A 23,684-nucleotide genomic window follows, 5' to 3' on the forward strand; every position below is an offset into this window, starting at 1 on the left:
CGTCCCTCCCATGAGCAAAAAGCTACTGATCATCGGTGCAGGTGAATTCGCCGACATCGCCTACGAGTATTTCACCGTCGACAGCGACTATGAGGTCGCGGGTTTTGCGGTGGAGGCAGAGTTTCTGACCGAGGAAGAAAAATTCGGCCTGCCCGTGGTGGCGCTGGAAACAGTGGAAACCGTGTTCCCCGCTTCTGAGGTTGAGGCGCATGTGGCCGTGACTTCGACCAAACTGAACCGGATCCGCGCACGGCTGATCGAAATTGCCCGCAGCAAGGGCTACACGCTAGCCAGTTTCATCAGCCCCCATGCCATGGTTTGGCGCACGGCAGAGCTGGGCGACAATATTTTCATTTTTGAGAACAACGTGGTGCAGCACGGGGTCACGATTGAAAGCGGCTGCGTGCTGTGGTCGGGCAACCATATCGGCCATCAGACCCGGATCCGCGAGCACTGTTTCCTGGCATCGCATGTGGTGGTCTCGGGCTACTGCGATATCGGTGCACGCAGCTTTGTCGGGGTCAATGCGACCTTTGCCGACAATGTGAAAATCGGCGAGGACTGCTTTGTCGGCATGGCAGCAGCCGTGAACAAGAGCTTTGACACCCCGGGCCAGATCCTGAACGGCAACCCGGCGGAGCCTGCCAAAGTCTCCTCCTACCGCTATTTCCGGATCAAACAGTAAAATGGGCTGGGTCAAGAAAGGGCTGGTATTTGCCCCGGATGGAAACCTGGACTGGGCCAGGCATTCCTTTATGACACCTTGCCCCTGGCAGCGGGACGAAGACACCATCCGCCTGTTTGGTGGAATGCGTGACAATCATGGGATCAGCCGGATCGGCTGGGTCGACGTCGATGCCTCCGACCCGCTGCAGGTCAAGGCTGTTTCCGACCAGCCCGCGATCGGATTGGGAACGCCGGGCATGTTCGATGACAACGGCATGATCCTAGGCGATGTCCTGGAGGTCGCAGAGAATGAGCTGCGGCTGTACTATGTCGGCTTTCAGCTGGTGGAAAAAGCCAAGTTCCTGGCCTTCAGCGGTCTGGCCGTGAGCCGCGACCGGGGCAATAGTTTTGAGCGGGTGCAGCAGACGCCGGTTATCGACCGCTGCCCCGAAGGTGCCTTTATCGGTGCCCTGCACTCCATTGCGGTGCGACCTGACGGCACCTACCGGGCCTGGATCTCCCGCGGTTTCGGCTGGCAGGACATTGGCGGGCGGCTGTTCCCGCAATATGACTGCTGGACGCTGACCAGCGAGGACGGTGTGCGCTTTGACAATGCCACCGCGCAGCGGATCATCGCCCCTGCCCCGCAAGAATACCGGATCGGCCGCCCGCGGGCGAACCAGATGCCGGATGGATCCTGGGAGCTGCGGGCGACCTCCGATACCCTGGCCAAACAATACGCCAGCTTCCGCTTCACCTCGCCTGACGGGGTGAATTTCAGCCGCACCGGTGACGAGGAACTGCCCCGCGGAGGCGCCGGTGCCTGGGACGGCGAGATGGTCTGCTACCCGGCGCGGATCGATACGGAGCAGGGCCGGAGCTACTTGTTCTACAACGGCAATAACATGGGCGCCACCGGTGTGGGCGTCGCCGTCCTTGAGGATTGAGCCGTGGCAATCGAGGTTCAGCGCTATGCAGCGGAAAACGCCAGCCAGTGGGACGACTTCCTGAAGGCGTCGAAAAACGGCACCTTCCTGCTTCAGCGCGAGTTCATGGACTACCACGCCGACCGGTTTCAGGATCATTCGCTGATGATCCATGAAGACGGTAAGCTGCTGGCCGTGATGCCCGCAAATGCCGATGGCAGCGTGCTGAACTCCCACGGCGGGTTGACCTATGGCGGGGTGGTCTCCGGTGCGAAGATGAGTGCTGAACGCATGCTTGCGGTGTTCGACGCACTGGGCGCCTATCTGCGCGCCGCCGGGTTCACCGGAGTCAATTACAAGGCGATCCCCTATATCTACCACAGCCAGCCCGCCGACGAAGACATCTATGCGCTGTTCCGGCACGGAGCCCAGGCTGTACGCATCGATGTGTCAGCCACCATCGCAGTACCCCGCCGCCTGCCCTTTGGCAGCGGTAAGAAGGACGGGCTGCGCAAGGCGCGCAAGGCCGGGTTGGAAATCCGTGAAAGTATTGATTGGAGCGCCTGCTGGACTCTGCTGACCCAGGTTTTGGGCGACCGCCACAACGCGCGGCCAGTGCATAGCGAGACGGAGATCCGACTGCTTGCGGGTCGTTTTCCTGACCAGATCCGGATGTTCGGTGCCTTTGACAAAGATCGAATGATCGCCGCCGTGGTGGTTTTTGATTGCGGCCGGACTGTGCATGTTCAGTATATTGCCGCGTCGGAACAGGGCCGCTTGAAAGGTGGCGTCGACTTGATCGTTCACCACCTGCTGGACACCGTCTTTGCCGGCAGTGCATGGCTCGACTTTGGCATTTCAACCACCGATCAGGGACGGACATTGAACACGGGCCTAGCCAAGCAGAAAGAGATGTTCGGCGCCCGTAGCACGGTGTATCAGCAGTACCGCTGGCAGCTCACCTGACAAATTTTCTGCCGTCCGGATCGCCGCCCGAGGATGCGGCCGGCCGAATAAAAGGACATCCAATGACTCATGAACCCGCCGCCAGTTTCATCCTGCTGTCCTATTGCCAGGAAGACACTATTGCCGCGTCAGTGAAGTCTTTGCTGGACCAGAATTGCGAAGCGATTGAGATCATCATCTCGGATGATGCCTCTCCAGACGGGACGTTTGAAAAGATCAAGCAGCTTACCGGAACCTATTCCGGTCCGCACCGGATCGTGGCCCGGCGCAACGAAACCAATATGGGCGTAAACCGCCATATCGAACATGCCATCGACCTTGCCACCGCCGACCTGATGATCTGGACCGCCGGTGACGACCGCAACGCACCCAACCGGGCCCAGCGGGTTATCGACAGCCACCGGAAAACCGGCGCCAAACTGCTCTATTCAGATGCGGAAACCGTCGGCCCGAACGGAGAGCCCGGCGAGGACGCCTACCGCCGTGCCCTGTTCTACAAGGACTTCCGCACCGAGGATGCGGCCACTGCGTTTTCGCTCTACTTGGGCGCAACTGCTGCTTGGCACAAGGACCTCTATCGCAAATATGGCGGCTTCCCCAAGGACAGCGCCTATGAGGATCTGATCCTCGGCTTCCGCGCCCTGCTGGAGGACGGCCTGCACTACATTCCCGAGAAGCTGGTGATCTACAAGGAAGATGTCGGCATCTCAGCCCAGCTGACGAAGAAGATCAGCACTCTGTCCAATCAGGACCGCAGAACACGGATGCTGAAAGGGCAACTGGCCGTCCTGGAGCAGCGCCTTGCGGATGCCAAAACATTTGGCCTGGCGAAAAATTCGCCAGTTGTCAGGAAGATGACGCAAGCCGCCGGGAAGACCGGCGCACGACTGGATTTCTATGACGGTATCAGCGCCGTTCTGGCCAGCCAGGACTATGGCTGGGGGGCCAAGCTGCAGGGCATCGCCAGCGAAGGCATGCGCAGGCTGCGCAACAGGTGACGGAGCAGAACCAATGCGCAGGTCCAGCCTGCGGGCTGCAGATAGTCAGGCTTGCAGCCTCCAGGAGTCTTCCTGATCCAGACCGTCTGAAACAGACCCGGAATCTGAATTTGTCCTGAAGGCGCTGATGGCTCCGGCCATGGCCCGTGCCTCTTTCGACAGACCCAGGCTTGAGGAGGTGACCTCTTCGAACAGGGCAGCATTGCGGGTGGTGGCGTCGTCAAGATTGGACATAGCCGAATTGATCTCCTGCAGGCTGCCGGATTGTTCGGAAGAAGCCTGGGAAATGGTCTTCATCAGATCCGCTGCAGCCGCGACAGAGGTGGAAATTTCACCAATTGCCGTGCGGGTCTGTTCCACCAGATCCGCACCGAGTTCAACATTCTTGCCGGCCTCATCCACCAAAGCAGAGATTTCAGTCGCAGCTTCTTTCGACCGGTGCGCCAAGGTTCGCACTTCTGAGGCGACCACAGCAAAGCCCTTGCCAACAGTGCCCGCACGTGCGGCCTCAACCCCGGCGTTCAACGCCAGAAGATTGGTTTGCTGGGCAATCGCCTCGATCATGCCGATGATCTGCGAGATTTTCTCCGAGCTTTCCTTGATTGCTTCCATCGCGCCGTAGGTCCGCTTCACCACCTCAATGCTGGCGCTGGCATTCTCGCGCGCCGCTTCAACAGAGGCTGACGCCTCGCTCGAAGCCTGGGCGGTGCCGGTGATGGAAACCGAGAGCTGGTTCACAGCAGCGGCTGTGCCGGCCAGCGTCTGCGCAGTATGCTCCGACCGTTCGGACAGATCGCGGGAGGCCAAGGAGATTTCAGTGCTGCCGCCGGCAATCGACTGGCCGCTTGCGCCGAGGCTGCTCACCGACACCTCCAGTTTTTCCAGCGCGGCATTGAAATCATCTCGCAGCTTCGCATAGCCCTCGCCCATTTCGCACTGGATCCGGGCTGTCAGATCGCCTTGCGACAGCTGCTCCAGCCCCGCGCCAATGGCCGCGACCGCCGCCGTCTGCTCTGCCAGGCGGGCATTACGCTCTTCCTCCGCGGCAGCCTCGACCTCTGCCTTCTCCACCAGCCCGTCGCGGAACACCGACAGCGCTGTGGCAATCCGGAAGATTTCGTCACTCGACCGCTCATACCCCGCCACAGGGCGCAGGTTGCCAGCAGCCAGCCGCTCGGTGGTGGCGCTGATATTTGCCAGAGGGCGCAGGACAAAAATCCGGGTCAGAACCAGGGACGCAACGAACACTGCTGCAGCCACAACCGCCAGAATCTGCAGTTGGCGCTGCGCCGCTCCCACCTCATTCGCAAGACCGTCCGCAATGGATGCAATCTCCAGCTGGCTTTCGGCCCCCAGACTGGTTGCACGATGCGCAAATTCCAACACTGCATTCACCGTTGCCTGCGCCGCCGCCGCCGCCGCCGCAGTAGCCTCCAGTGACGCCACTTTAAAGACCGGCAGCCCCTCGGAAGAACCAGCAAGAGCAACCAATTCTTCAAGCTCCTGCGCAAAGACCCCATCGTTGAAAGCGGCATAGCCCTGAAGCGCCTTGGAGGCTTCCTGCAGCGGAGCTGCAGCTGCGTTGGCAGAACCGATATCATGCGCAGCGGCCACATCCAGTGCCGCGACCTGAAAGGCACTGATCCAGCCGTTGATTTCCAGCAGCCGCTGCAGCACGCCGACCTCGTTATCCAACAGTCCCTGAATGGCCGTCCGATTGTCAGAACTCGCCTGGGTTGCTGCAACAGAAAGGGTGAACACCATGCGCTCCATTGCCTGGGTCAGCGGGCGTACGCTGGCGTTGCGAGCACTCAGCACAGCCTTACGGCTGTCTTTCAGCTCCTTGCGGCTGGCGGTGAGTGTATAGCGGAACAGTTCCACACCGGCACGGACCTTCTTGGCCCTGAATGTGTCCAGGCCCAAATCTTCCAGCCGCCCCATGACCGGCTCCAGCCGGCTCAAAGCGTCATTGGCCATCTTTTTGAGCGCCCGCTTGGTCGGAACGTCGCGCACATGGCCCAAGGCCAAGGCCGCACCGGACAAGACACTGATATCAGCGCGAGCCTCCAAAAGCGCTTGCAGACTGCCGAATTGTTGCTCAACCAGATTTTTAAGCACCTTATCAACTTGGCCAATGGTGTCTTCTCCGCCGACCATCAAACTGTCGCTGGCTTTTGATGCGACCTCGACAAGCTTCTCCTGCACCGTTTGACTGAGGGCCTGCAGGCTGGCGGTCTGGGAGTCGATCCAGGCCTGGTTGCGGAAGGCGTCTTTGCGGGCCGTGATCAGATCATTGAGCATTTCCGAGGCCGCAGCAGCCTCCGATTCAAACTGAGTCCGCTTTGCCGCAGGCAGTTCTTCCAAGCTGTTTTCCAGATGTGAAATCGCGGCAGCCGCTTCCTTCTCGGCTTGAGCAAGTTCTTCAACTGATCCAGCTTGCAACACCGTGATCATGGCATCCTTTGCCCGGCTTCCCGCCTTGATAAGGTGGCCGCTCAGCTCCAGCAGGGGCACTTTCTGTTCCGTCAAAACCTCCATCTGGCGGCCGGCTTGGGAGAAAACCAGAGTGACCAGGATGCCGCCGACAGCTAGTGCAGCCCCCATCGCCATCAGGATCAGCGTGATTTTTGCGCCGAGGCTTGAAAACAAACGGAAACCGCGCTTGGCGGGAAGTTTTTTCTTTGAAGTCATAGTATCATCCATGGCATCCGCCCATATTCTTTGCCAAGACCGGACGAGCTTCCGGCCCCGCCGTCGCCATCGGCAGGCCAGGCATTCAATGGTGCAGGACCGCTGCCGCACAGCTACCTGCGTCTCCTAAGTAAAATCGACGCAAGAACGTAAAAAAAACATGAGCGGCAATCGTAATATCAGTTAGATTTTACCGACTGGCTGTGAGCGTGACCTGCTGGAAACGCCGGTTCAGCACCACCGTTCAGGTTTCGCCGGAGAGACGGCGCGCCGCGTGCAGGGGCAAATTTATGGTTTCGGTAACAGGTCTGTAACCGGAAAGCGGATCGAAGACATGCCGGATCTGCCCGCCATCGCGGCCGGTGGTCAGCAGCACCGGACGGCCATTCACCTGCTTGCCGGAAACAGTAACTGGCAAGGTGCCTGTCAACCAGCCGCCATAACTGACGGCGCCGCCACTGCTGCGAATGACAATTTCGAAATAGTCCAGCGCAGCCATTTTGAAGATCAGATCCGGCACGTCGCTTGGCGCGCCGCCCAGATGCTCGACCGTAAGTTCGGCACCTATAAGGTTTTGCACTGAATACCCCCAGCGATGCATGAAATCCTCAACAACATTCAGGATCTCTTGCGTCCGCTCCTCGGGCCGCACACCCGGGCCGTATTCCGAAAACCGACGTTCGAAAGACAGTTTCTCAGGCACTCCGCCTCCTAGACCTTGGTTCAGGGCCAAACTGACCGATTTGATGCTGGTTACTGCAAGACCTGGCACGCACCCCCGCCCCCTGCAAAAGCTACTATTGAAATACAGGTTTCACTGCGTCACAGCGGTTTTTGCATAACCGTCTGGCCAGCCTATTCCGGCACCCCCGCTTGGCGCAAGGCGGAAGCCCATTCCTGTCCCGCCGGGCTCATCGCCGCAGGATTGTCGCGCTGGAACTGCGACAGACAGAACTCCGGCGCCGCCTCAAGCAGCTTTTTGACTGTGCTTCGGGCTTCCGCGCCCCGACCGGACATTTGCAGGGCGATCGCCTTGGAACGAAGCGGCACTGGAAAGGCTCCCTTTGCTTCCAGTGACCGCTCAGAAAGCTCAATTGCGCGGCCAAAATTGCGGGCGGACAAGTACGCCAGCGCCGAAAGCGCGTCAAAATAATACCGCTGCGGCCCTAAGGGGGTCAGCCGCCGGGCCGCGTCGGTCATTTGCACCGCCTCATCCGGCATGTCCTGATACGCCAGTGTCGCTCCTTTCAGCAGCAGCGCCAGCGCTTCGTTCGGATTGTCGCGCAATGCCAGGTCATAGGCGTCTTGTGCCAGATCGAAGCGGAACGTCAGATGGCTGGAGATAAGCCCTTTGAGGGTATGAGCCAATGAGAAGCCCGGTGCAGCCTCGATGGCGGCCTCTGCCATCCGACTGGCCAAACGGCTGTCCTCTCCACGGTTCGGAGACAAGCCCTTTTCAACCCGCATCACATGCCAGAATCCCATCCAAGTCAGCGGCAGCGCATGCTTTGGCTCCCGTTCAAGCAGATGCGACAGGATCTCGTGCGCTTGCTGGAATTTGCGCGTGTCCATTTCCTGCATCAGTGAAATCGCCGCCATCAGCAGAGTATGGCTTTCCAGGGTGGACAGCGGCTTGAAGCCCGCCAGCCGGACAGCTTCGCCCGCGGCGGTTTGCCCGATTTGCTGAGTGGCATTGCGCAGCACCGCACTGCGGCCCCTCAGCAGGTTGCCCTTGCTGCCCTCGAAACTGCGCGACCAGATCACTTTTTCGCGGAATGTATCATGCAGATCAATCTCAGCCCGGAACCGGTTTCCGTCGCAGCTGACTGTGCCCGACACCAAGTAATCGACCCCCGCGACAGAGGACACTTCGGCCGGACGCACCGTTTCCGGATCAAATTGACGCGATGCCAGATATGAGGTGACAGTGAACGCCCAGCTGCGCGATAGATACCGCGACAATTCTTCAGACATCAGCGATCCCAGCGGCACAGAGGCCTCGCCCGGAGCACGATGCACGAAGGGCAGCACCGCAATCGAAGGCAACAGGCCATCCATGATAAGACGGCCTGGCGATGTTCCCGCCTGCGGTCCGGACCGGGTCGCTCCGCGGGTGAATTCCGCCCGGATTTCGCTCAACCAAGCATTAAAAGCGGTCTCATAAGGCAGCTCGAACCCTTCCATGAAAACCGCATTGCCCGCGCAGCTGTCGAGCTCCACCCGGGTCAGGTCGAGGATGATCCGTTCCCGGTTTGCAAACAGCAGTTTGGCTGCTTCGGGCCCCAGATGCCGGCGCAGCGTCGACAGGGCAGTTCGCAGGCTTGCCTTTGCCTGCTCGGGCTGCGCCAGACACCACAACGTCTTCTCCAGAAACGCCCGCGTGCGGATCCCGCCGTCAGCAGTGGACAAAAGCGCCAGCAGAGCCTGATGTTTCGCGCCAAGCTGAACATTAGCTCCACCTGCGTGAAAGACGCCGAATGCGCCGAACCGGCATATCCTCAGAAGAACAGTCATCCGTTGACTCCACAAAATACACATCGCACGCACAATTAAAGTAGCGTCATATTGCATTATACAAATTATCTTTGCAATTGCTGATTGCATTTTTTTAAAAATTTACCCCACGCCCACCCCTGGCAGCCACCGATGACAACTGAGGTTTACATCATGCCCCGCATAATAACACACAGAGAAATAGCCGTTTGAAGCAGCTCGATTTAATGTAATTTCACAGACTCCCCGCAGCAGACGGCCCTGATCACCCAGGGGATGCAAATCAACAATCTTAAACTGCAATATTTAATCCATTCAAGAAATGCTGGGCCATCTTTTGCCGCCAAGAAAATCTATCGAGGCTTCCTGCCCGCATCAAAACCCAAATCTTCGGCCCTCGGCCAGTGTTGTTCTGATTCTGGCTCTCAGGCCGCTGGCACAAAGCGGTAGCCGCTGCCGATGCGTTCTGCCCGGCCAATACCGCCACCGGGCAGATGATAGCCGATCAGCTGCATTTGTTCGGTGGCAAGCTGGTCCAGCAGGCGCATCCGTGCCGCAGCAGCCTTTTGCGGTTCCTGGTCAGCACCAACCGGTCTGCCAGGCTCAGCAAAGCTCACATGATGATTGCCCACCGCGTCTCCTAATACCAAAACACCGTTGCTGCCATCGCGGACTTCAAAAGACATATGCCCCGGTGTGTGGCCTGGTGTAGCCACAGCGGCCACTCCCGGCAGGATCTCCTCACCGTCCCGGAACAGCTGCACTTTGTCTTCCAGCTGTTCCATCCGGCGCCGGGCTCCAATGGCCATAGCCGCCCGGCTGCTGCCAATGCGGTCTGCGGTCTCCGGGTCGAACCAGTAGTCCCATTCCCCCTGCCCCATCAGGTAGGCCGCGTCAGGAAACAGCAGGTCTTCAAAATCATCCAGCACTCCCCACAGGTGATCAGGATGGCAGTGCGTGAAGACCACATGTGTAACCTCGTCAGGCCTGACACCAAGGACATCCAGCGCGCCGGGCAGATTTCCCGCACTCTCCTGAAACCCCGGTCCGGCACCCGCATCGAACAGAACAACTCTGTCCTTTTCGCGCAGCAAGGTTACATTCACATCCGGCGTCAGCGGCCCGGCGGGAAGCCCGTACTGTTCCAGCGCTTGCTGCAGAACACCCGGCGCGAGCCCGTCAAACAAAAACTCCGGCGGCAAAGTAAGATAACCGTCTGAAACCGTCTCAATCCGCTTATTGCCCAAAGTAATCTGCGCTGAAGTCCAGCCGGGGGCAGCAGCAGCCGCCAGTCCCGCTGCAGCCGACAAGCCAAATTCGCGTCTGGTAAAAGCCATACCGTTTCCTTTCCGCCTCGACGTGCAAACAAATGCTCAAACAATGTTGAATGAATATAACAGCCTGACGGCAATAAGGGAAACACACGGCAATGCCGCGTGTCCGTCATACCAGGATATGAGCGGCCGTTAGGTCCGTCCCCGCGCAGTACAGACTCTTCGCAGGGCCGCGCAAAACCTCTGGGCTGCGGCCGAAAGCTGGTGCTCCCGCCGGACACACAGCCCCACGGGGCCAAGGGTGCTGTCCGTTTTCAAAGGCAGCTCTGCCATGCTGCCGGCTTCCAGCTCCGGCCGCACCACGCCTTGGCTGATGATCCAGATCGCCCGGTGCACCAGCACAAAGCGCCTCCCGAAAGTGGAGGAGACGGTTTCGATCGGAAACCGGGGCAGTGGCAGACCCTGCTCCAGAAACACCCGTTCGACCATCGGCCGGATTATCGACCCTTCAGACGGCATCAGCACCGGGTAGTCCTCAAATGCTGAAGCCGGCACATGCTCGGCTCCAGCCAAGGGATGGTCCCGCGCGACAACGGCCGCCACCCGCTCGCGGTACAGCGGGTCAAATTCCACGCCCGCCATAGTTTCCGGCGCGGGCATCCTGCCAACCACCAGATCCAGCCCGCCCCGGCGCAGCTGATCAATCAGATACTGGTTGTCACCGGACATCACCCTGAACCGCCCCGGCGTACCGCTGCATCCGCGCAGTTGTGCCAGCGTGTCCGGGACCAGATCGGCAGCGACGGTAGGCAATGCGCCAATGGCAACCAGCGGTCCATCTGCCTCGTCCAGGCCACGCAACAGCGCCACCCCGTCGCGCGCCAACGCCAGGCTGCGGCCGGCATGATCCCGGAACAGCTCGCCATACCCGCTGAGCCGGATTCCGCGGCCATGCTTTTCGACCAGCGGCTTGCCGCAAACTTCTTCCAATTCGCGCAATGCCCGTGTCACCGCGGGTTGCGTCATACCCAAGGCCCCGGCCGCCCGGGTGACGCTCATCTTGCGGGCCACCTCAACGAAGACTTCAAGATGGCGCAGTTTCAATGAAGACGATAACAGCATACCGGCCTGGTTATGATTTCATGTATTATTCAAGATTATACAGATCAACTCCGATATGCGATACTTTATTCATCACAAGGAGAACAGGATGAAGCAGCAGAACCGGTACAGCCAGGGCATGCAAATCAGGCGCAAGGTGCTTGGCGGCGCCCATGTGGCGCGCGCCGAGGCTGCCAAAACTGCGCTGGACGCCCCCTTTCAGGAGCTGATAACCGAAGCTGCCTGGGGCACGGTCTGGGCCTCGGACCGGATTTCACTGCGGGAACGGTCTATGCTGACACTCGCATTGCTGGCCGCCACCGGAAATTTCGACGAGATTCCGATGCACATCCGCGCAACCGCCCGCACCGGGGCCAGTCAGGAAGACGTGCTGGAGGCCTTCCAGCATGCCGCCATATATGCCGGAGTGCCGCGCGCGAACCGCGCGCTGAAGCTGGCCAAGGAAACCTATGCCGAAATGGCCGCCGAGGGAGGAGACCCCGCATGAGCACACTACCGGAACAGGGGGAGTTCTATTCCCGCGACCGCCGCTGGCATCCAGCTGCAATGTCGCAAGACTACAAGACCTCGGTCACCCGCGCGCCGCAATATCCGCTGATCAGCCTGGAGAACACCGCCAGCGAAATCACCGGTCCGGTGTTCGGCCACAACGACATCGCCGCCACCGACAATGATCTGCTGACAAACTTTGCCCAGCCCGGCGAAAGCCCGATCGGCGAGCGGATCATCCTGCATGGCAGGGTGCTGGATGAAAACGCGCGTCCGGTGCCGAATACGCTGGTGGAGATCTGGCAGGCCAACGCCTCTGGCCGCTACCGGCACAAAAAGGACACCTACCTGGGGGCGCTGGATCCAAATTTCGGCGGCTGCGGGCGGACCCTGACGGATGAACACGGCTGCTACCATTTCCGCACTGTAAAACCCGGTGCCTACCCCTGGCGCAACCGGGTGAACGACTGGCGGCCCGCGCATATACACGTTTCGGTCGTCGGCACCGGCTTTGCCCAGCGGCTGATCACCCAGCTTTATTTCGAGGGCGACCCGCTGATCGCCCGCTGCCCGATTGTGAACACAATCCCAGACCCGGCAGCAGTGGAGATGCTGATCGCGCGCCTCGACATGAACGCCACCATTCCGCTTGACACTATGGCGTACCGCTTTGACATCGTGCTGCGCGGGCGCCGGTCCACCCTGTTTGAAAACCGGCTTGAGGGAAACTGATGCTGCAGCAACCGCATTACCTAAAGGAAACTCCCTCGCAAACCGCGGGCCCGTACGTCCACATCGGCCTCGCTCCCGGTGCAGCGGGGTTTGAGATCTTCGATCAGGAGCTTGGCCGCGACATTGCCGGCCCCAACGCCAAGGGTGAGCGTATCCGCGTGGAGGGCATGGTGACGGATGGCACCGGATCACCAGTCAAGGATGCTCTGCTGGAGATCTGGCAGGCCAATGCGGAGGGTATCTATGCCCACCCGGAACATGCCGGCGCAATGGAAGACGGATTTCGCGGCTGGGGCCGGGTCATTACCGACTTTGGGACCGGCGAGTGGGGATTTGACACCGTGAAACCCGGCCCGGTGATGGGCCGCAACGGCAACATAATGGCGCCGCATATCAACATGTGGATCGTCGCCCGCGGCATCAACACGGGTCTGAACACCCGGATCTATTTCGAGGATGAGGATGAGGCCAACGCCGCCGACCCGGTGCTGGGGATCATAGAATGGGAGCGCCGCCGACAGACCCTGATCGCCAAACCCAGCATCAGGAACGGCCAAACCATCTACAGGTTCGACATCCGCCTGCAGGGGCAGGATGAAACCGTCTTTTTCGACATTTGATAGGGATCAGTCATGAGCAAACCCTGCATAATCTGCGTCGCAATCACCGGCTCGGTTCCGACCAAAGCGAACAACCCGGCAGTGCCAGTTACCATCACCGAGCAGATCGAGAGCACGCAAGAGGCGTTTGAGGCCGGCGCTTCCATCGCCCACTGCCATGTGCGAAATGACGACCAGACGCCCACTTCGGACCCCGAAAAATTCGCCCGCCTGAAGGAGGGCCTGCAGACACATTGCCCCGGCATGATCGTGCAGCTGTCGACCGGCGGGCGCTCTGGTGCAGGGCGCGAACGCGGCGGCATGCTGAGCCTGCGCCCTGATATGGCCTCGCTATCCGTAGGCTCCAACAACTTCCCGACGCGGGTCTATGAAAATTCACCCGACCTGGTCGACTGGCTGGCGGGTGAGATGCGCAAGTATGAGGTTAAGCCTGAGATCGAGGCCTTTGATCTCTCGCACATCCACCAGGCAGTGAAAATGAACCGCGAAGGGCGTATTCCCGGCACCCTCTATGTGCAATTCGTGATGGGTGTGAAAAATGCGATGCCGGTAGACAGGGACGTGTTCGATTATTACGTCAAGACCATGCAGCGGCTGGCACCTGAGGCCCAGTGGTGCGGCGCCGGGGTCGGGCCAGGGCAGATTCAGGTCAACGAGTGGTCGATCGCCGCTGGCGGCCATACCCGGACCGGGCTGGAAGACAACATGCGGCTGGACCGCGAGACGCTGGCGCCGTCGAACGCGGCACTGGTGAAACGTGCCGCCGCGCTCTGCGAGAAATACGAGCGTCCTGTCGCGACCTGGCAGCAGGCCCGCGAAATCCTGGAGCTATGGCCCGCCTGACGCCGACCGCTTCGGGCCGCAAGGCCCGAAGCCACGCCCAAGTCCGCCAGCCCCTCCCCCCCGCGCCTTAGCCGGAACGCCCCTCCCCGCCGGACAAATCCTTAAGGATCGGGCAATCCGGCCGATTGTCGCCCGCGCAGCATTCAACCAGATCCCCCAATGTGTCCCGCATTGCCTGCAGATCGGCGATCTTTTCTTCGATCTTGGCGAGATGCTCCAGTGCCAGCTGTTTCACGTCTGCACTCGCCCGGCTTTCATCCTCGTACAGCGCCATCAGGGTGCGGCAGTCCTCAATGGTGAACCCCAATGCCCGCGCGCGGCCCAGAAAGGCCAATTTATGCAGGTCAGTCTCGGCAAAGCAACGGTAGCCATTGGCGCTGCGATGCGGCTTAATCAGGCCGATGTCCTCGTAATAGCGGATGGTTTTGGCCGGCAGGCCCGAGCGGCTGGATACGTCTCCTATATTCATGCGCGCGCCTCCTTTCCGCCGGCAGCTAGCAAGGCTGGCCCCGCCTGGTCTTCATCTATGGCGGGTTTCAGGCGGCGCAAGCGCAAGGCGTTGGACAGCACAAACACGCTCGACAGCGCCATTGCACCTGCCGCCAGCGCCGGTGACAAAAGCGGCCCGCCAAGAGGGTACAGAACCCCGGCAGCCACCGGGATCAGCAGCACGTTATAGCCGAAGGCCCAACCCAGGTTCTGGCGGATATTGCGCATGGTGGCGCGGCTGACGGTCAGTGCATTCACCACCCCGCGCAGATCGCCCGAGACCAGCACCACATCCGCCGCCTCGATCGCCACATCGGTGCCGGTGCCGATGGCAATGCCCGCATCCGCTGCTGCCAGCGCCGGGGCGTCATTGATGCCATCGCCGACAAAGGCCAGCGCGCCGTGCTCCGCCTGCAGTTCCTGGATCGCAGCCACCTTGTCTGCAGGCAGGCATTCAGCTTTCACCGCATCGATGCCCAGCCGTGTTGCAATTGCTTGCGCCGTGGCCCTGGCATCGCCAGTGATCATCGCTACCTTCAGCCCCTGATCATGAAAGGCCTTGATCGCCGCTGGCGTGCCCGTCTTGATCGGGTCCGCCACCGCAATTACCGCCGCGGCCCGCCCGTCAATAGCAGTGTAAAGCGGGGTTTCACCGCGTTTGGCCAGTTTCTCGCCCTCTGTTGCCAGCGCTCCAAGTTCGATACTCTCACGCGCCATCAGCCGGGCAGCACCGGCCAGCACCGCGTGCCCGTCGACTTCCGCCCGCAGGCCGTAGCCCGGGATCGCCTCAAAGGCGTCCGCCTGTGGCAGACCCTTCCCAGCCGCAGCCACGATGGCACGGGCGATGGGGTGTTCCGACTGGGCCTCTGCGGCACCGGCCAGACGCAGCACTTCATCGCGGGTAAAGCCCTCAGCGCAGATCAGCTCGGTAAGCGCCGGGCGCCCTTCGGTCAAGGTGCCGGTCTTGTCGAGCGCCACCACCTGCACCTCTTGCAGCCGCTGCAGCGCATCCCCCTTGCGGAATAGCACGCCCATCTGCGCGGCCCGGCCGATCCCCACCATGATCGAGGTTGGCGTTGCCAGCCCCATTGCGCAAGGGCAGGCAATGATCAGCACCGAGACGCCCGCAACCAGAGCCAGCGGCAAGGACGGTGCCGGTCCGAACAGCGACCAGGCCAGCATCGTAAGCGCCGCCGCTGCAATGACCGCGGGCACGAACCACAGCGTGATCCGGTCCACCAGCCCCTGAACCGGCAGCTTGGCGCCCTGCGCCTGCTCCACCATACGGATGATCTGCGCCAGCACTGTGTCGCGCCCAACGCGGGTGGCGCGGAACTCCAGCGCGGAATTGCCGTTGACAGTGCCCGCGGTTACCTCATCGCCGGAAGTCTTTGCCACCGGAACCGGCTCGCCGCTGATCATGCTTTCGTCGATATAGGAGCTGCCGGAAACGATCTCGCCGTCTACCGCAATCCGTTCACCCGGACGGACCCGTATCATATCACCTGTGCCGATCTCCTCGACCGGGGTTTCCACTGCCTCGCCGCCGGCAACGACCGTAGCGGTTTTCGGCTGCAGTCCTGCCAGCTTGCGGATCGCCGCTCCAGTGCGCCCCTTGGCCCGCGCCTCCAGAAACCGGCCGGTCAGGATCAGCACCACGATCACCGCCGCTGCCTCGAAATAGACATTGGCGGTGCCCGTAGGAAGCAGCCTTGGTGCAAAAGTAGAGATAACTGAGAACCCGTAGGCAGCGCTGGTGCCCAGCGCGACCAGCGCGTTCATGTCCGGCGCCCCCCGTAACAGCGCCGGAAAGCCCTTGGCATAGAACTGCCGCCCCGGCCCCGCCAGCACCAGCGTAGTCAGGGCAAATTGCAACAAGTAGCTGTTCTGCATCCCTATGTTGCCCGCCACCCAATGGTGCAGTGCCGGGATCATATGGCCGCCCATCTCGATCAAGAAGACCGGCAGCGTCAGCAGAGCAGCAATCAGAACCTGCCGCGTTAGCGCGGCGATCTCATCCGCCTTGCGCCGACTGGCTTGCTCTGTCTCATCTTCCGCCGTGCCACGAGGACGGGCCGGGTAGCCGGCCTCGGTCACTGCACGCGTCAGATCAGCAACCCGGGCTGTTCCCGTCAAATAGCGGACTTGCGCAGTCTCACTCGCCAAATTGACGCTGGCCGACAGCACCCCTGGCACCGCCAGCAGCACCCGTTCCACCTGTCCGACGCAGGACGCGCAGCTCATGCCGCTGAGAGCCAGCGTAACTTCGGATGCTGCCGCCGGGTAGCCGGCAGATTTGAGTGCAGCCATCAGCTGCTCCAGCTGCACTCGCGGTGCGGCCTCGACCTGAGCGGTTGCATTCGCAAGGTTAACTGAGGCCTTTTGGACCCCCTCGACAGCTGCCAAGGCGCGTTCTGCGCGCCCGGCGCAGCCTGCACAGCTCAAGTTGGTGATTTGCAGTGAAATTCTGGTGTTTTCTGACATGGGAGACCTGCGGGGTTTTATCCTATGCAAGACCATATGAGGGTTCCAGTCAGGGGAAGGTCAAGGCCTCGGCACAAAATTCCTTCCCAAAACTGGAAGCCTGCAGGCAAGGTGCTGGAAAAGACGGTTTTTCTTCTTGAAAGGATGGCGCGGACCGCCAGTCAGCCGTCGCTTTCAGGGTAAAGCCCGGCACCCCGCTCCTGATAGGGTGCCAAGGCAATGCTTGCGTGCGTCAGTCTGCAAATGTAACGCTGGGTCACTCCGGCTTGCGGCCCTGCTGCTGGCTGCGCATTCAACCGGATCCGCCTCGCGGCGGCCCGGCCCCGAAGTATATGAACGAAGGACCAGTCACATGATCAAGACCCGCGCCGCCGTTGCGGTTGCCCCCGGCAAACCGCTGGAAATCATGGAGGTGAACCTCGAAGGCCCGAAAGCAGGCGAGGTTCTGGTGGAAATCAAGGCAACCGGCCTGTGCCATACCGACGAATTCACCCGTTCGGGCGACGACCCGGAAGGCATCTTCCCGGCGATTCTGGGTCATGAAGGCGCAGGCATCGTGATTGAGGTTGGCGAAGGCGTGACCAGCCTGAAACCGGGCGACCATGTGATCCCGCTCTATACGCCCGAGTGCCGCGAGTGCGACTACTGCCTCAACCCGAAAACCAACCTGTGCCAGGCAATCCGCTCGACCCAAGGCGCGGGTCTGCTGCCTGATGGCACCACCCGCTTCTCGATGCAGGACGGCACCCCGATTCATCACTACATGGGCTGCTCGACTTTTGCGAACCACACCGTGGTGCCGGAGATCGCACTGGCGAAAATCCGTGAGGACGCGCCGTTCGACAAGGTTTGCTATATCGGCTGCGGCGTCACCACCGGCATTGGTGCAGTGATCAACACCGCCAAGGTGGAAATCGGCTCCCGCGCAATCGTGTTCGGCCTCGGCGGCATCGGCCTCAACGTGATCCAGGGCCTGCGCTTGGCAGGTGCAGACCAGATCGTCGGTGTCGACCTGAACCCCGGCAAAGTGGAAATGGCCACAAAGTTCGGCATGACCGATTTCGTCAATCCCGCGGAAGTCGAGGGCGATCTGGTGGCGCATCTGGTCGAAGTGACCGGGGGCGGTGCGGACTACACCTTCGACGCAACCGGCAACGTCAATGTTATGCGCACCGCATTGGAAGCGGCGCATAAGGGCTGGGGTGAATCGATCATCATCGGCGTGGCCCCTGCGGGCGCCGAGATATCGACCCGTCCGTTTCAGCTGGTCACCGGCCGGTCCTGGCGCGGCACAGCCTTTGGCGGCGCGCGCGGCCGCACCGACGTGCCGAAGATCGTCGACTGGTACATGGACGGCAAGATCGAGATCGACCCGATGATCACCCACAAGCTGACCTTGGATCAGATCAACGAAGGCTTTGAACTGATGCACGAGGGCAAGTCGATCCGCGCAGTGGTGGAATTCTAAGCCTCATCCAGATCCCAATCAGTGAAACGCAGGCCCCGGGCCTGCGTTTCCATTTTCGCAATCAGACTGTAAAGCCGCCCCCCAAAAAAAGCCGGGCACAGTTCCGTGATTGGCGTCAGTTTTCGCAGGCTGTTTCGACGGCGTCCAAGCTGACATCATACCCCCAAAGACGGCGCAGGTGCTTCAGCACCTCTTCTTGATCTTCCTCATCCAAATGGATGCCATCCCGCACGGTATGGGTCAGCTTCAATTCCCGGTCACCGCGCAGATCCGCATCTGTTACCTGGATATCCGGCTCCAGGTAGGCCAGATCATATTGCTTTGCCAGATCGCGGCGGATCGCCTTGTACCCTGCGCGGTTGTGGATCTGGCTCACCACCAGATTCGGCAGGTCGGCGTCATTGGTCAGCGTGAACAGCTTGAACTTGCGGATCAGATGCGGCGACAGGAATTGCTGAATGAAGCTTTCGTCGCGGTAATTCGCCCAGGCATCGCGCATCACTTTTCGCCAATCGGGATCACCGGCGAAATCGGGGAACCACTCACGGTCCTCATCGGTTGGATCCTGACAGATGCGGCGGATGTCCTGCATCATCGCAAAGCCCAGCGCATAAGGGTTGATGCCGGAATAGCGCTGATCATCGAATTCCGGTTGCAGCACTACATTGGTGTGGCTGTGCATCATTTCCATAAATGCGCCTTCGGTGATCTGGCCCTGTTCATAGAGCTTGTTAATGATGTAATAGTGCACGAAGGTCGCGCAGCCTTCGTTCATCACCTTGGTCTGCTTTTGCGGGTAAAGATACTGCGCCAGCATCCGCACGATGCGCAGGATTTCGCACTGCCAGGCCTCCAGCGCCGGGCTGTGCTTTTCCAGAAAATAAAGCACATTCTCCTGCGGCAGGTTCATCTGCTTGCGGCGCGCGCTGAAAGAGGCATCCTCGACCAGTTCCAGCTTGTCGCGCCCCAAGGTGGTGTCTGTCCAGATATCCAGCACGCTTTGGCCGCTTTCATAGCCGTCGCGAACCTTCTGCATGGCGACCAGCTCTTCCGTGGTCGGTTTGGGCGGGCGGCCGTAGCGAAACACGCCTTGGGATTGCAGCGCATGGGCCGCGTCCAGCACCTCTTCGACCGCGCAGGGGCCGTACCGTTCTTCACAAGCGGCAATGTAATTTTTGGCAAAAGCCAAGTAATCATGAATGCCAGAAGCATCGGTCCACTGCTGGAATAAGTAATTGTTCTTGAAGAAATGGTTATGGCCAAAAGCCGCATGGGCCATCACCAGCGTCTGCATCGCCATGGTGTTTTCTTCCATGTTATAGCTGATGCAGGGGTTCGAATTGATAACGATCTCGTATGCCAGCCCCTGGCGGCCGGTGCGGTAGAGCGCTTCGTCTCGGGCGAAATGCTTGCCGAAGGACCAGTGCTGATACATCAGCGGCAGCCCGACACAGGAATAGGCGTCCAGCATCTGTTCAGCGGAAATAATTTCGATCTGGTTTGGATAGACGTCCAGCCCGAGATCTTCGAGCGCGATCTTCTCGATCGCGTCGCGCGCCTTTTCCATCAGTTCAAAGGTCCATTCCGGCCCGTCGAACAGCGGCTTGCGCGCCTTTTCAGCTGCCTGCATTCTGCGCCCCTCTCACTTTGGGGAGGAAGAACTCCCGGAAAATCGGATAGATGTGGCCGGGCTGAGAGACCCGTTGCATTTCGAAATGCTGGGCCTGGCCCTTCACGTCACGGTAGTTTTGCCACAGGTCTTCGCCTGCTTCAGGATTGTTCAGCAGCATTTCCGCCGCCTCATCGACGATTTCCACATAGGCATAGAACTGGCTGACCGGCAGCAGATCGTTCAGCAGCAGGTTTTTGCAGCGCACCGAGTCATTGCCGAAATTCTCACCATCGGAGGCCTGAGCCCCGTAAATGTTCCACTCATCAGGCGGGTAACGCTCTTCGATGATCTCCTTCATCTTCTCCAGCGCGGTGGACACGATAGTACCGCCTGTTTCCCGGGCATAGAAAAAGGTTTCCTCGTCCACTTCCTGGGCGTGATGAGTGTGCCGCACAAACACCAGTTCGGTGTGTTCATAGCAGCGCTCCAGGAACAGATGCAGCAGCAGGAAGAACCTTTTGGCAAGATCCTTTTCCCGCTCCTGCATGGAGCCTGAGACGTCCATTAGGCAGAATACCACCGCACGGGAATTGCGGATTTTCTCCGGCACAAAGGTATCGTACCGCAGGTCTAGAGGGTCGATATAGCCGACGACCTTGCGCTTGCGGAGGATGACTTCCAGCTTCTGCCGCAATTCGGCCAGAAATGCCTCTTGCGGCGGGCTGCGATCCTCCAGCGCTTCCAGATCGGCAATCTGCTCTTCCAGATCCCGCTGGGACTTGGTGGTCGGGCGCTGCAATGCGATCCGGCGCCCCAAAGAGTTCCGCATTGTGCGCACCAGATTGAGATTATTTGGAGTGCCCGCGGTGGTCAGGCCCGCCCGACGGGTGCCGATGGTTTCGGTTTCCACCGTTGCCTTCTCCACCAGGTCTGGCAGTTCCAGACCCTCAAACAGGATTTCCAGATACTCTTCCTGCGTGAGCGTGAAGGAAAATTCATCCGCACCATCCCCGTCCTCGGAGGCTTTTCGGCCGCCCTCGCCTGCACCGCCGTCGGGGCGCTTGATGGTGTCGCCGACAACGAAATCCTTGTTGCCGGGCAGAACATGACGGCGCAGGCCGCCTTTTGAGGAATGAAAGAACCGCGGCTCCTTCAGGCCTCTGGTCGGGATAGTGACTTTTTCGCCTTCGTCCGGGACACCGCTTCCGCTTTGGATCGATTTCCCCCGGACTGACCGGTCGACGCGTTCTTTAATGTTCTCCCGGGCCCGCCGCAGGAACCGTTGCCGGTTCCCGAGACTCTTGCCCTTCGGATTGGAGCGCCTGTCGATGAAATGATGCATGTTGCACAGCGCTCCTCTTTAGCCCGCCTTGTTGACGCGCATGTACCATTCCACCAGGCGCCGCACCTGGCGGTCAGTGTAGCCATGGCCACGCATCCGCTCGACGAACTCCTGATGCTTGCCTTCAGTTTTGCTGTCCTTTTTGGAACCGAAGGAAATCACCGGCAGCAACTCTTCGACCTGGCTGAACATGTGCTTCTCGATCACATCGCGCAGTTTCTCGTAGGAGTTCCAGGCCGGGTTCTTGCCAGTGTTCGCGCGGTGGCGCAGGGCAAATTTCACAACCTCGTTGCGGAAGTCCTTGGGATTGGCGATGCCGACCGGCTTTTCGATCTTCGAAAGCTCCGCGTCCAGCACTTCGCGGTTATAGAGCTGGCCGGTATCAGGATCCTTGTAATCCTGCTCCTCGATCCAGGCATCCGCGTAGGAAATATAGCGGTCAAAGACATTCTGGCCGTATTCTGTATAACTTTCGAGGTACGCCTTCTGGATCTCGTTGCCGATGAACTCTTCATACCGCGGTGCCAGTTCGGTCTTGATGAACTCCAAATACTTCTGCTCCGTCTCCTGCGGAAACTGCTCGCGCTTGATCATCTGCTCCAGCACGTACATCAGGTGCACCGGATCCGCCGCAACCTCGTTGGTGTCGAAGTTGAAGGTGGTGGAGAGCACCTTGAAGGCAAAACGGGTCGAGATGCCGTTCATCCCCTCGTCGACGCCGGCCCGGTCCTGGTATTCCTGCACCGTCTTGGCCTTGGGGTCGGTGTCCTTCAGGCTTTCGCCGTCATAGACCCGCATCTTGGAGTAAAGGTTTGAGTTCTCATGCGGCTTCAGCCTGGTCAGCACCGAGAAACGGCTGAGGATTTTCAGCGTCTCCGGCGCACATGGCGCATTACGAAGCTCGCTGTGCTCAATCAGCTTGTCGTAGATCATCGACTCGTCGGAAACCCGCAGGCAGTACGGCACTTTGACGATCGACACCCGGTCGATGAAAGCCTCATTGTTCTTGTTGTTCTTGAAGGATTGCCATTCGGACTCGTTGGAATGTGCCAGGATCAGGCCGCTGAAGGGGATCGCACCAAAGCTTTCAGTGCCCATGTAGTTGCCTTCCTGGGTCGCCGTCAGCAGCGGGTGCAGCATCTTGATCGGCGCCTTGAACATCTCGACAAATTCCAGAACACCCTGGGTCGCCCGGTTCAGCCCGCCGGAAAAGCTGTATGCATCCGGGTTGTCCTGGCTGAAATGCTCCAGCTGGCGGATATCAACCTTACCGACCAGAGTGGAGATATCCTGGTTGTTTTCATCACCCGGCTCAACCTTGGCCACACAAATGCGGCGCAGGCGCGATGGATATATGCGCACCACAGAAAACTTGTTGATATCGCCGTCGAACTCATCCAGCCGCTGCACCGCCCAAGGCGACATCAGCCCCGGCAGACGATGCTGGACAATGCCGTATTCATCTTCGAGAATCTTGCCCATGCGGACCGGGTCAAACAGGCCCAGCGGGCTTTCGAAAATCGGCGAGATTTGATCGCCCGCTTTCAGCACGTAGATTGGCTGCTCTTCGACCAGGCGCTTCAGCCGTTCCGCCAGCGAGGATTTACCACCGCCAACCGGGCCCAAAAGATAAAGGATCTGCTTACGCTCCTCCAGCCCCTGCGCGGCGTGGCGGAAGTAACCCACGATCCGCTCAATCGTGTCCTCCATGCCGTAGAAGTCGTGGAAGGCGCTGTAGCGCTTGATTGTGCGGTTTTGAAAGATCGGCCCGAGCCGCCCGTCCTTGGACGTGTCTACCAGCTCCTCTTTGCCAATTGCCTTCAACATCCTCTCAGCGACGTTGGCGTACAGGCTGGGATCGTCGCGGCAGGCGTTCAAATAGTCCTGCAGCGGCATTTCCTGCTCGCGGGTTTCGCCGTACTGCTCCGCAAAAAGTTCGGCAATGTCTTTCATCTTGGATCAAGCCTCCTGGTTAGCTGGCGCCGGTCCTCCTGGCGTTCTGGTTCGCGCACGGACAGACAGTGCCCAGCACGTGGGCATGGGTGTCCGCGTCAGTGTTAGAATTCTGATTTCTGCTCAGCGCCGCTGCCGGCGTTCTCCGTCCGGCTGGCCGCTCTTGGCGGCGGCCTGTGCCTGGCGTGCCAGGGCTTTCGGCGTCATGTTACTTACATTCGAGCTTACACCAATTACGGACTTCTTACTATCTGAAAGTGGTGTACTTTTAATTAATTGCCAGAAACTTTTGCGGGAAATTCTCTTCACATCCCGGCGATCACCGCCGTTGCAGGACCGTTTTGCGTTGCAGAATTTCAACGGTTTCGGCGTCGACCACCCCTGCGGTCCCTGTATCGAAGACAGCCTTCCCCAGCCCTGACTGCACTCCCAGCGGGCACAGTGATTTGCATACTCTGCCGCTCGGTTGCAAGCCGTCCATGGCGGGCGCCCCGGCTGGCACAGCATCACAAGAGC

19 protein-coding genes are annotated in these 23,684 nt (G+C 60.0%); 9 read left to right on the forward strand and 10 right to left on the reverse strand.

From position 1 onward, the window contains the following. Positions 1-10 precede the first annotated feature (10 nt). The 4 genes from AC0KW6_RS14575 to AC0KW6_RS14590 all read left to right on the forward strand — a co-directional run bounded on the left by AC0KW6_RS14575 (position 11) and on the right by AC0KW6_RS14590 (position 3,556). Positions 11-685, forward strand: a complete 675-nt coding sequence (locus tag AC0KW6_RS14575) for an acetyltransferase (protein ID WP_323776780.1) — start codon at positions 11-13, stop codon at positions 683-685. A gap of 70 nt (positions 686-755) precedes the next feature. Continuing rightward, positions 756-1,613, forward strand: coding sequence for a hypothetical protein (locus tag AC0KW6_RS14580; protein ID WP_474035275.1), 858 nt, complete (start codon positions 756-758; stop codon positions 1,611-1,613). A gap of 3 nt (positions 1,614-1,616) precedes the next feature. Beyond that, positions 1,617-2,558, forward strand: coding sequence for a GNAT family N-acetyltransferase (locus AC0KW6_RS14585; RefSeq protein ID WP_323776776.1), 942 nt, complete (start codon positions 1,617-1,619; stop codon positions 2,556-2,558). 62 nt (positions 2,559-2,620) lie between these two features. Continuing rightward, entirely contained in the window at positions 2,621-3,556 is a 936-nt protein-coding gene (locus AC0KW6_RS14590) for a glycosyltransferase family 2 protein (protein ID WP_323776775.1), read from the forward strand. A gap of 45 nt (positions 3,557-3,601) precedes the next feature. Here the strand turns inward: AC0KW6_RS14590 and AC0KW6_RS14595 are convergent, their stop codons facing one another. From AC0KW6_RS14595 to pcaQ, 5 genes are all read right to left on the reverse strand, one after another. Continuing rightward, positions 3,602-6,247, reverse strand: coding sequence for a methyl-accepting chemotaxis protein (locus AC0KW6_RS14595; protein WP_474035276.1), 2,646 nt, complete (start codon positions 6,245-6,247; stop codon positions 3,602-3,604). Between the two features lie 244 nt (positions 6,248-6,491). Further along, the gene (locus AC0KW6_RS14600; RefSeq protein WP_474035277.1) at positions 6,492-7,019 is read right to left on the reverse strand and encodes a hypothetical protein; all 528 of its coding nucleotides are present in this window, start codon (positions 7,017-7,019) and stop codon (positions 6,492-6,494) included. An 83-nt stretch (positions 7,020-7,102) separates the two neighbouring features. Continuing rightward, positions 7,103-8,761: a transcriptional regulator gene (locus tag AC0KW6_RS14605; protein ID WP_323776769.1), complete on the reverse strand. Its 1,659-nt coding sequence runs from the start codon at positions 8,759-8,761 to the stop codon at positions 7,103-7,105. A 404-nt stretch (positions 8,762-9,165) separates the two neighbouring features. Continuing rightward, a complete protein-coding gene (locus AC0KW6_RS14610) occupies positions 9,166-10,077 on the reverse strand; it encodes an MBL fold metallo-hydrolase (protein WP_474035278.1) in 912 nt (303 codons plus the stop codon). 129 nt (positions 10,078-10,206) lie between these two features. Continuing rightward, positions 10,207-11,136, reverse strand: coding sequence for a pca operon transcription factor PcaQ (pcaQ, locus tag AC0KW6_RS14615; protein ID WP_474035279.1), 930 nt, complete (start codon positions 11,134-11,136; stop codon positions 10,207-10,209). Positions 11,137-11,224: 88 nt separating this feature from the next. Here pcaQ and pcaC point away from each other — a divergent pair, with 88 nt between their 5' ends. From pcaC to AC0KW6_RS14635, 4 genes are read left to right on the forward strand one after another with little or no spacing between them, the layout of a single operon-like run. Further along, the gene (gene pcaC, locus AC0KW6_RS14620) at positions 11,225-11,623 is read left to right on the forward strand and encodes a 4-carboxymuconolactone decarboxylase (protein ID WP_323776764.1); all 399 of its coding nucleotides are present in this window, start codon (positions 11,225-11,227) and stop codon (positions 11,621-11,623) included. After that, complete coding sequence (pcaH, locus tag AC0KW6_RS14625; RefSeq protein ID WP_323776763.1) at positions 11,620-12,357, forward strand: protocatechuate 3,4-dioxygenase subunit beta; 738 nt, start codon at positions 11,620-11,622, stop codon at positions 12,355-12,357. Before pcaC ends, pcaH begins: the two co-directional genes overlap by 4 nt. Then, positions 12,357-12,977, forward strand: a complete 621-nt coding sequence (gene pcaG / locus AC0KW6_RS14630) for a protocatechuate 3,4-dioxygenase subunit alpha (RefSeq protein ID WP_474035280.1) — start codon at positions 12,357-12,359, stop codon at positions 12,975-12,977. The genes pcaH and pcaG overlap by 1 nt, the downstream gene beginning before the upstream one ends. A gap of 12 nt (positions 12,978-12,989) precedes the next feature. Next, a complete protein-coding gene (locus AC0KW6_RS14635) occupies positions 12,990-13,820 on the forward strand; it encodes a 3-oxoadipate:acetyl-CoA acetyltransferase (RefSeq protein WP_323776759.1) in 831 nt (276 codons plus the stop codon). Between the two features lie 67 nt (positions 13,821-13,887). On the opposite strand, the gene cueR is transcribed toward AC0KW6_RS14635, so the two are convergent. Both cueR and AC0KW6_RS14645 read right to left on the reverse strand, forming a co-directional pair. After that, on the reverse strand, positions 13,888-14,289 hold the full coding sequence (cueR, locus tag AC0KW6_RS14640; RefSeq protein WP_323776758.1) for a Cu(I)-responsive transcriptional regulator: 402 nt from the start codon (positions 14,287-14,289) through the stop codon (positions 13,888-13,890). Further along, complete coding sequence (locus tag AC0KW6_RS14645; RefSeq protein ID WP_474035281.1) at positions 14,286-16,793, reverse strand: heavy metal translocating P-type ATPase; 2,508 nt, start codon at positions 16,791-16,793, stop codon at positions 14,286-14,288. The genes cueR and AC0KW6_RS14645 overlap by 4 nt, the downstream gene beginning before the upstream one ends. A gap of 355 nt (positions 16,794-17,148) precedes the next feature. On the opposite strand from AC0KW6_RS14645, the gene AC0KW6_RS14650 reads away from it, so the two are divergent. Next, entirely contained in the window at positions 17,149-18,261 is a 1,113-nt protein-coding gene (locus AC0KW6_RS14650; protein ID WP_474035316.1) for an S-(hydroxymethyl)glutathione dehydrogenase/class III alcohol dehydrogenase, read from the forward strand. A gap of 115 nt (positions 18,262-18,376) precedes the next feature. Here the strand turns inward: AC0KW6_RS14650 and AC0KW6_RS14655 are convergent, their stop codons facing one another. The 3 genes from AC0KW6_RS14655 to AC0KW6_RS14665 are packed head-to-tail and all read right to left on the reverse strand — an operon-like array spanning position 18,377 to position 23,168. Then, complete coding sequence (locus AC0KW6_RS14655) at positions 18,377-19,891, reverse strand: SpoVR family protein (RefSeq protein ID WP_024091105.1); 1,515 nt, start codon at positions 19,889-19,891, stop codon at positions 18,377-18,379. Beyond that, positions 19,878-21,215 (reverse strand): YeaH/YhbH family protein, encoded by a 1,338-nt coding sequence (locus tag AC0KW6_RS14660; protein WP_323783822.1) that lies wholly within the window; start codon positions 21,213-21,215, stop codon positions 19,878-19,880. The genes AC0KW6_RS14655 and AC0KW6_RS14660 overlap by 14 nt, the downstream gene beginning before the upstream one ends. A gap of 18 nt (positions 21,216-21,233) precedes the next feature. Next, positions 21,234-23,168 carry a PrkA family serine protein kinase gene (locus AC0KW6_RS14665; RefSeq protein WP_323783820.1) on the reverse strand — a complete coding sequence of 645 codons (1,935 nt, stop codon included), beginning with the start codon at positions 23,166-23,168 and terminating at the stop codon, positions 21,234-21,236. Positions 23,169-23,684: the final 516 nt, after the last annotated feature.

The organism is Leisingera sp. SA215 (assembly GCF_055902035.1).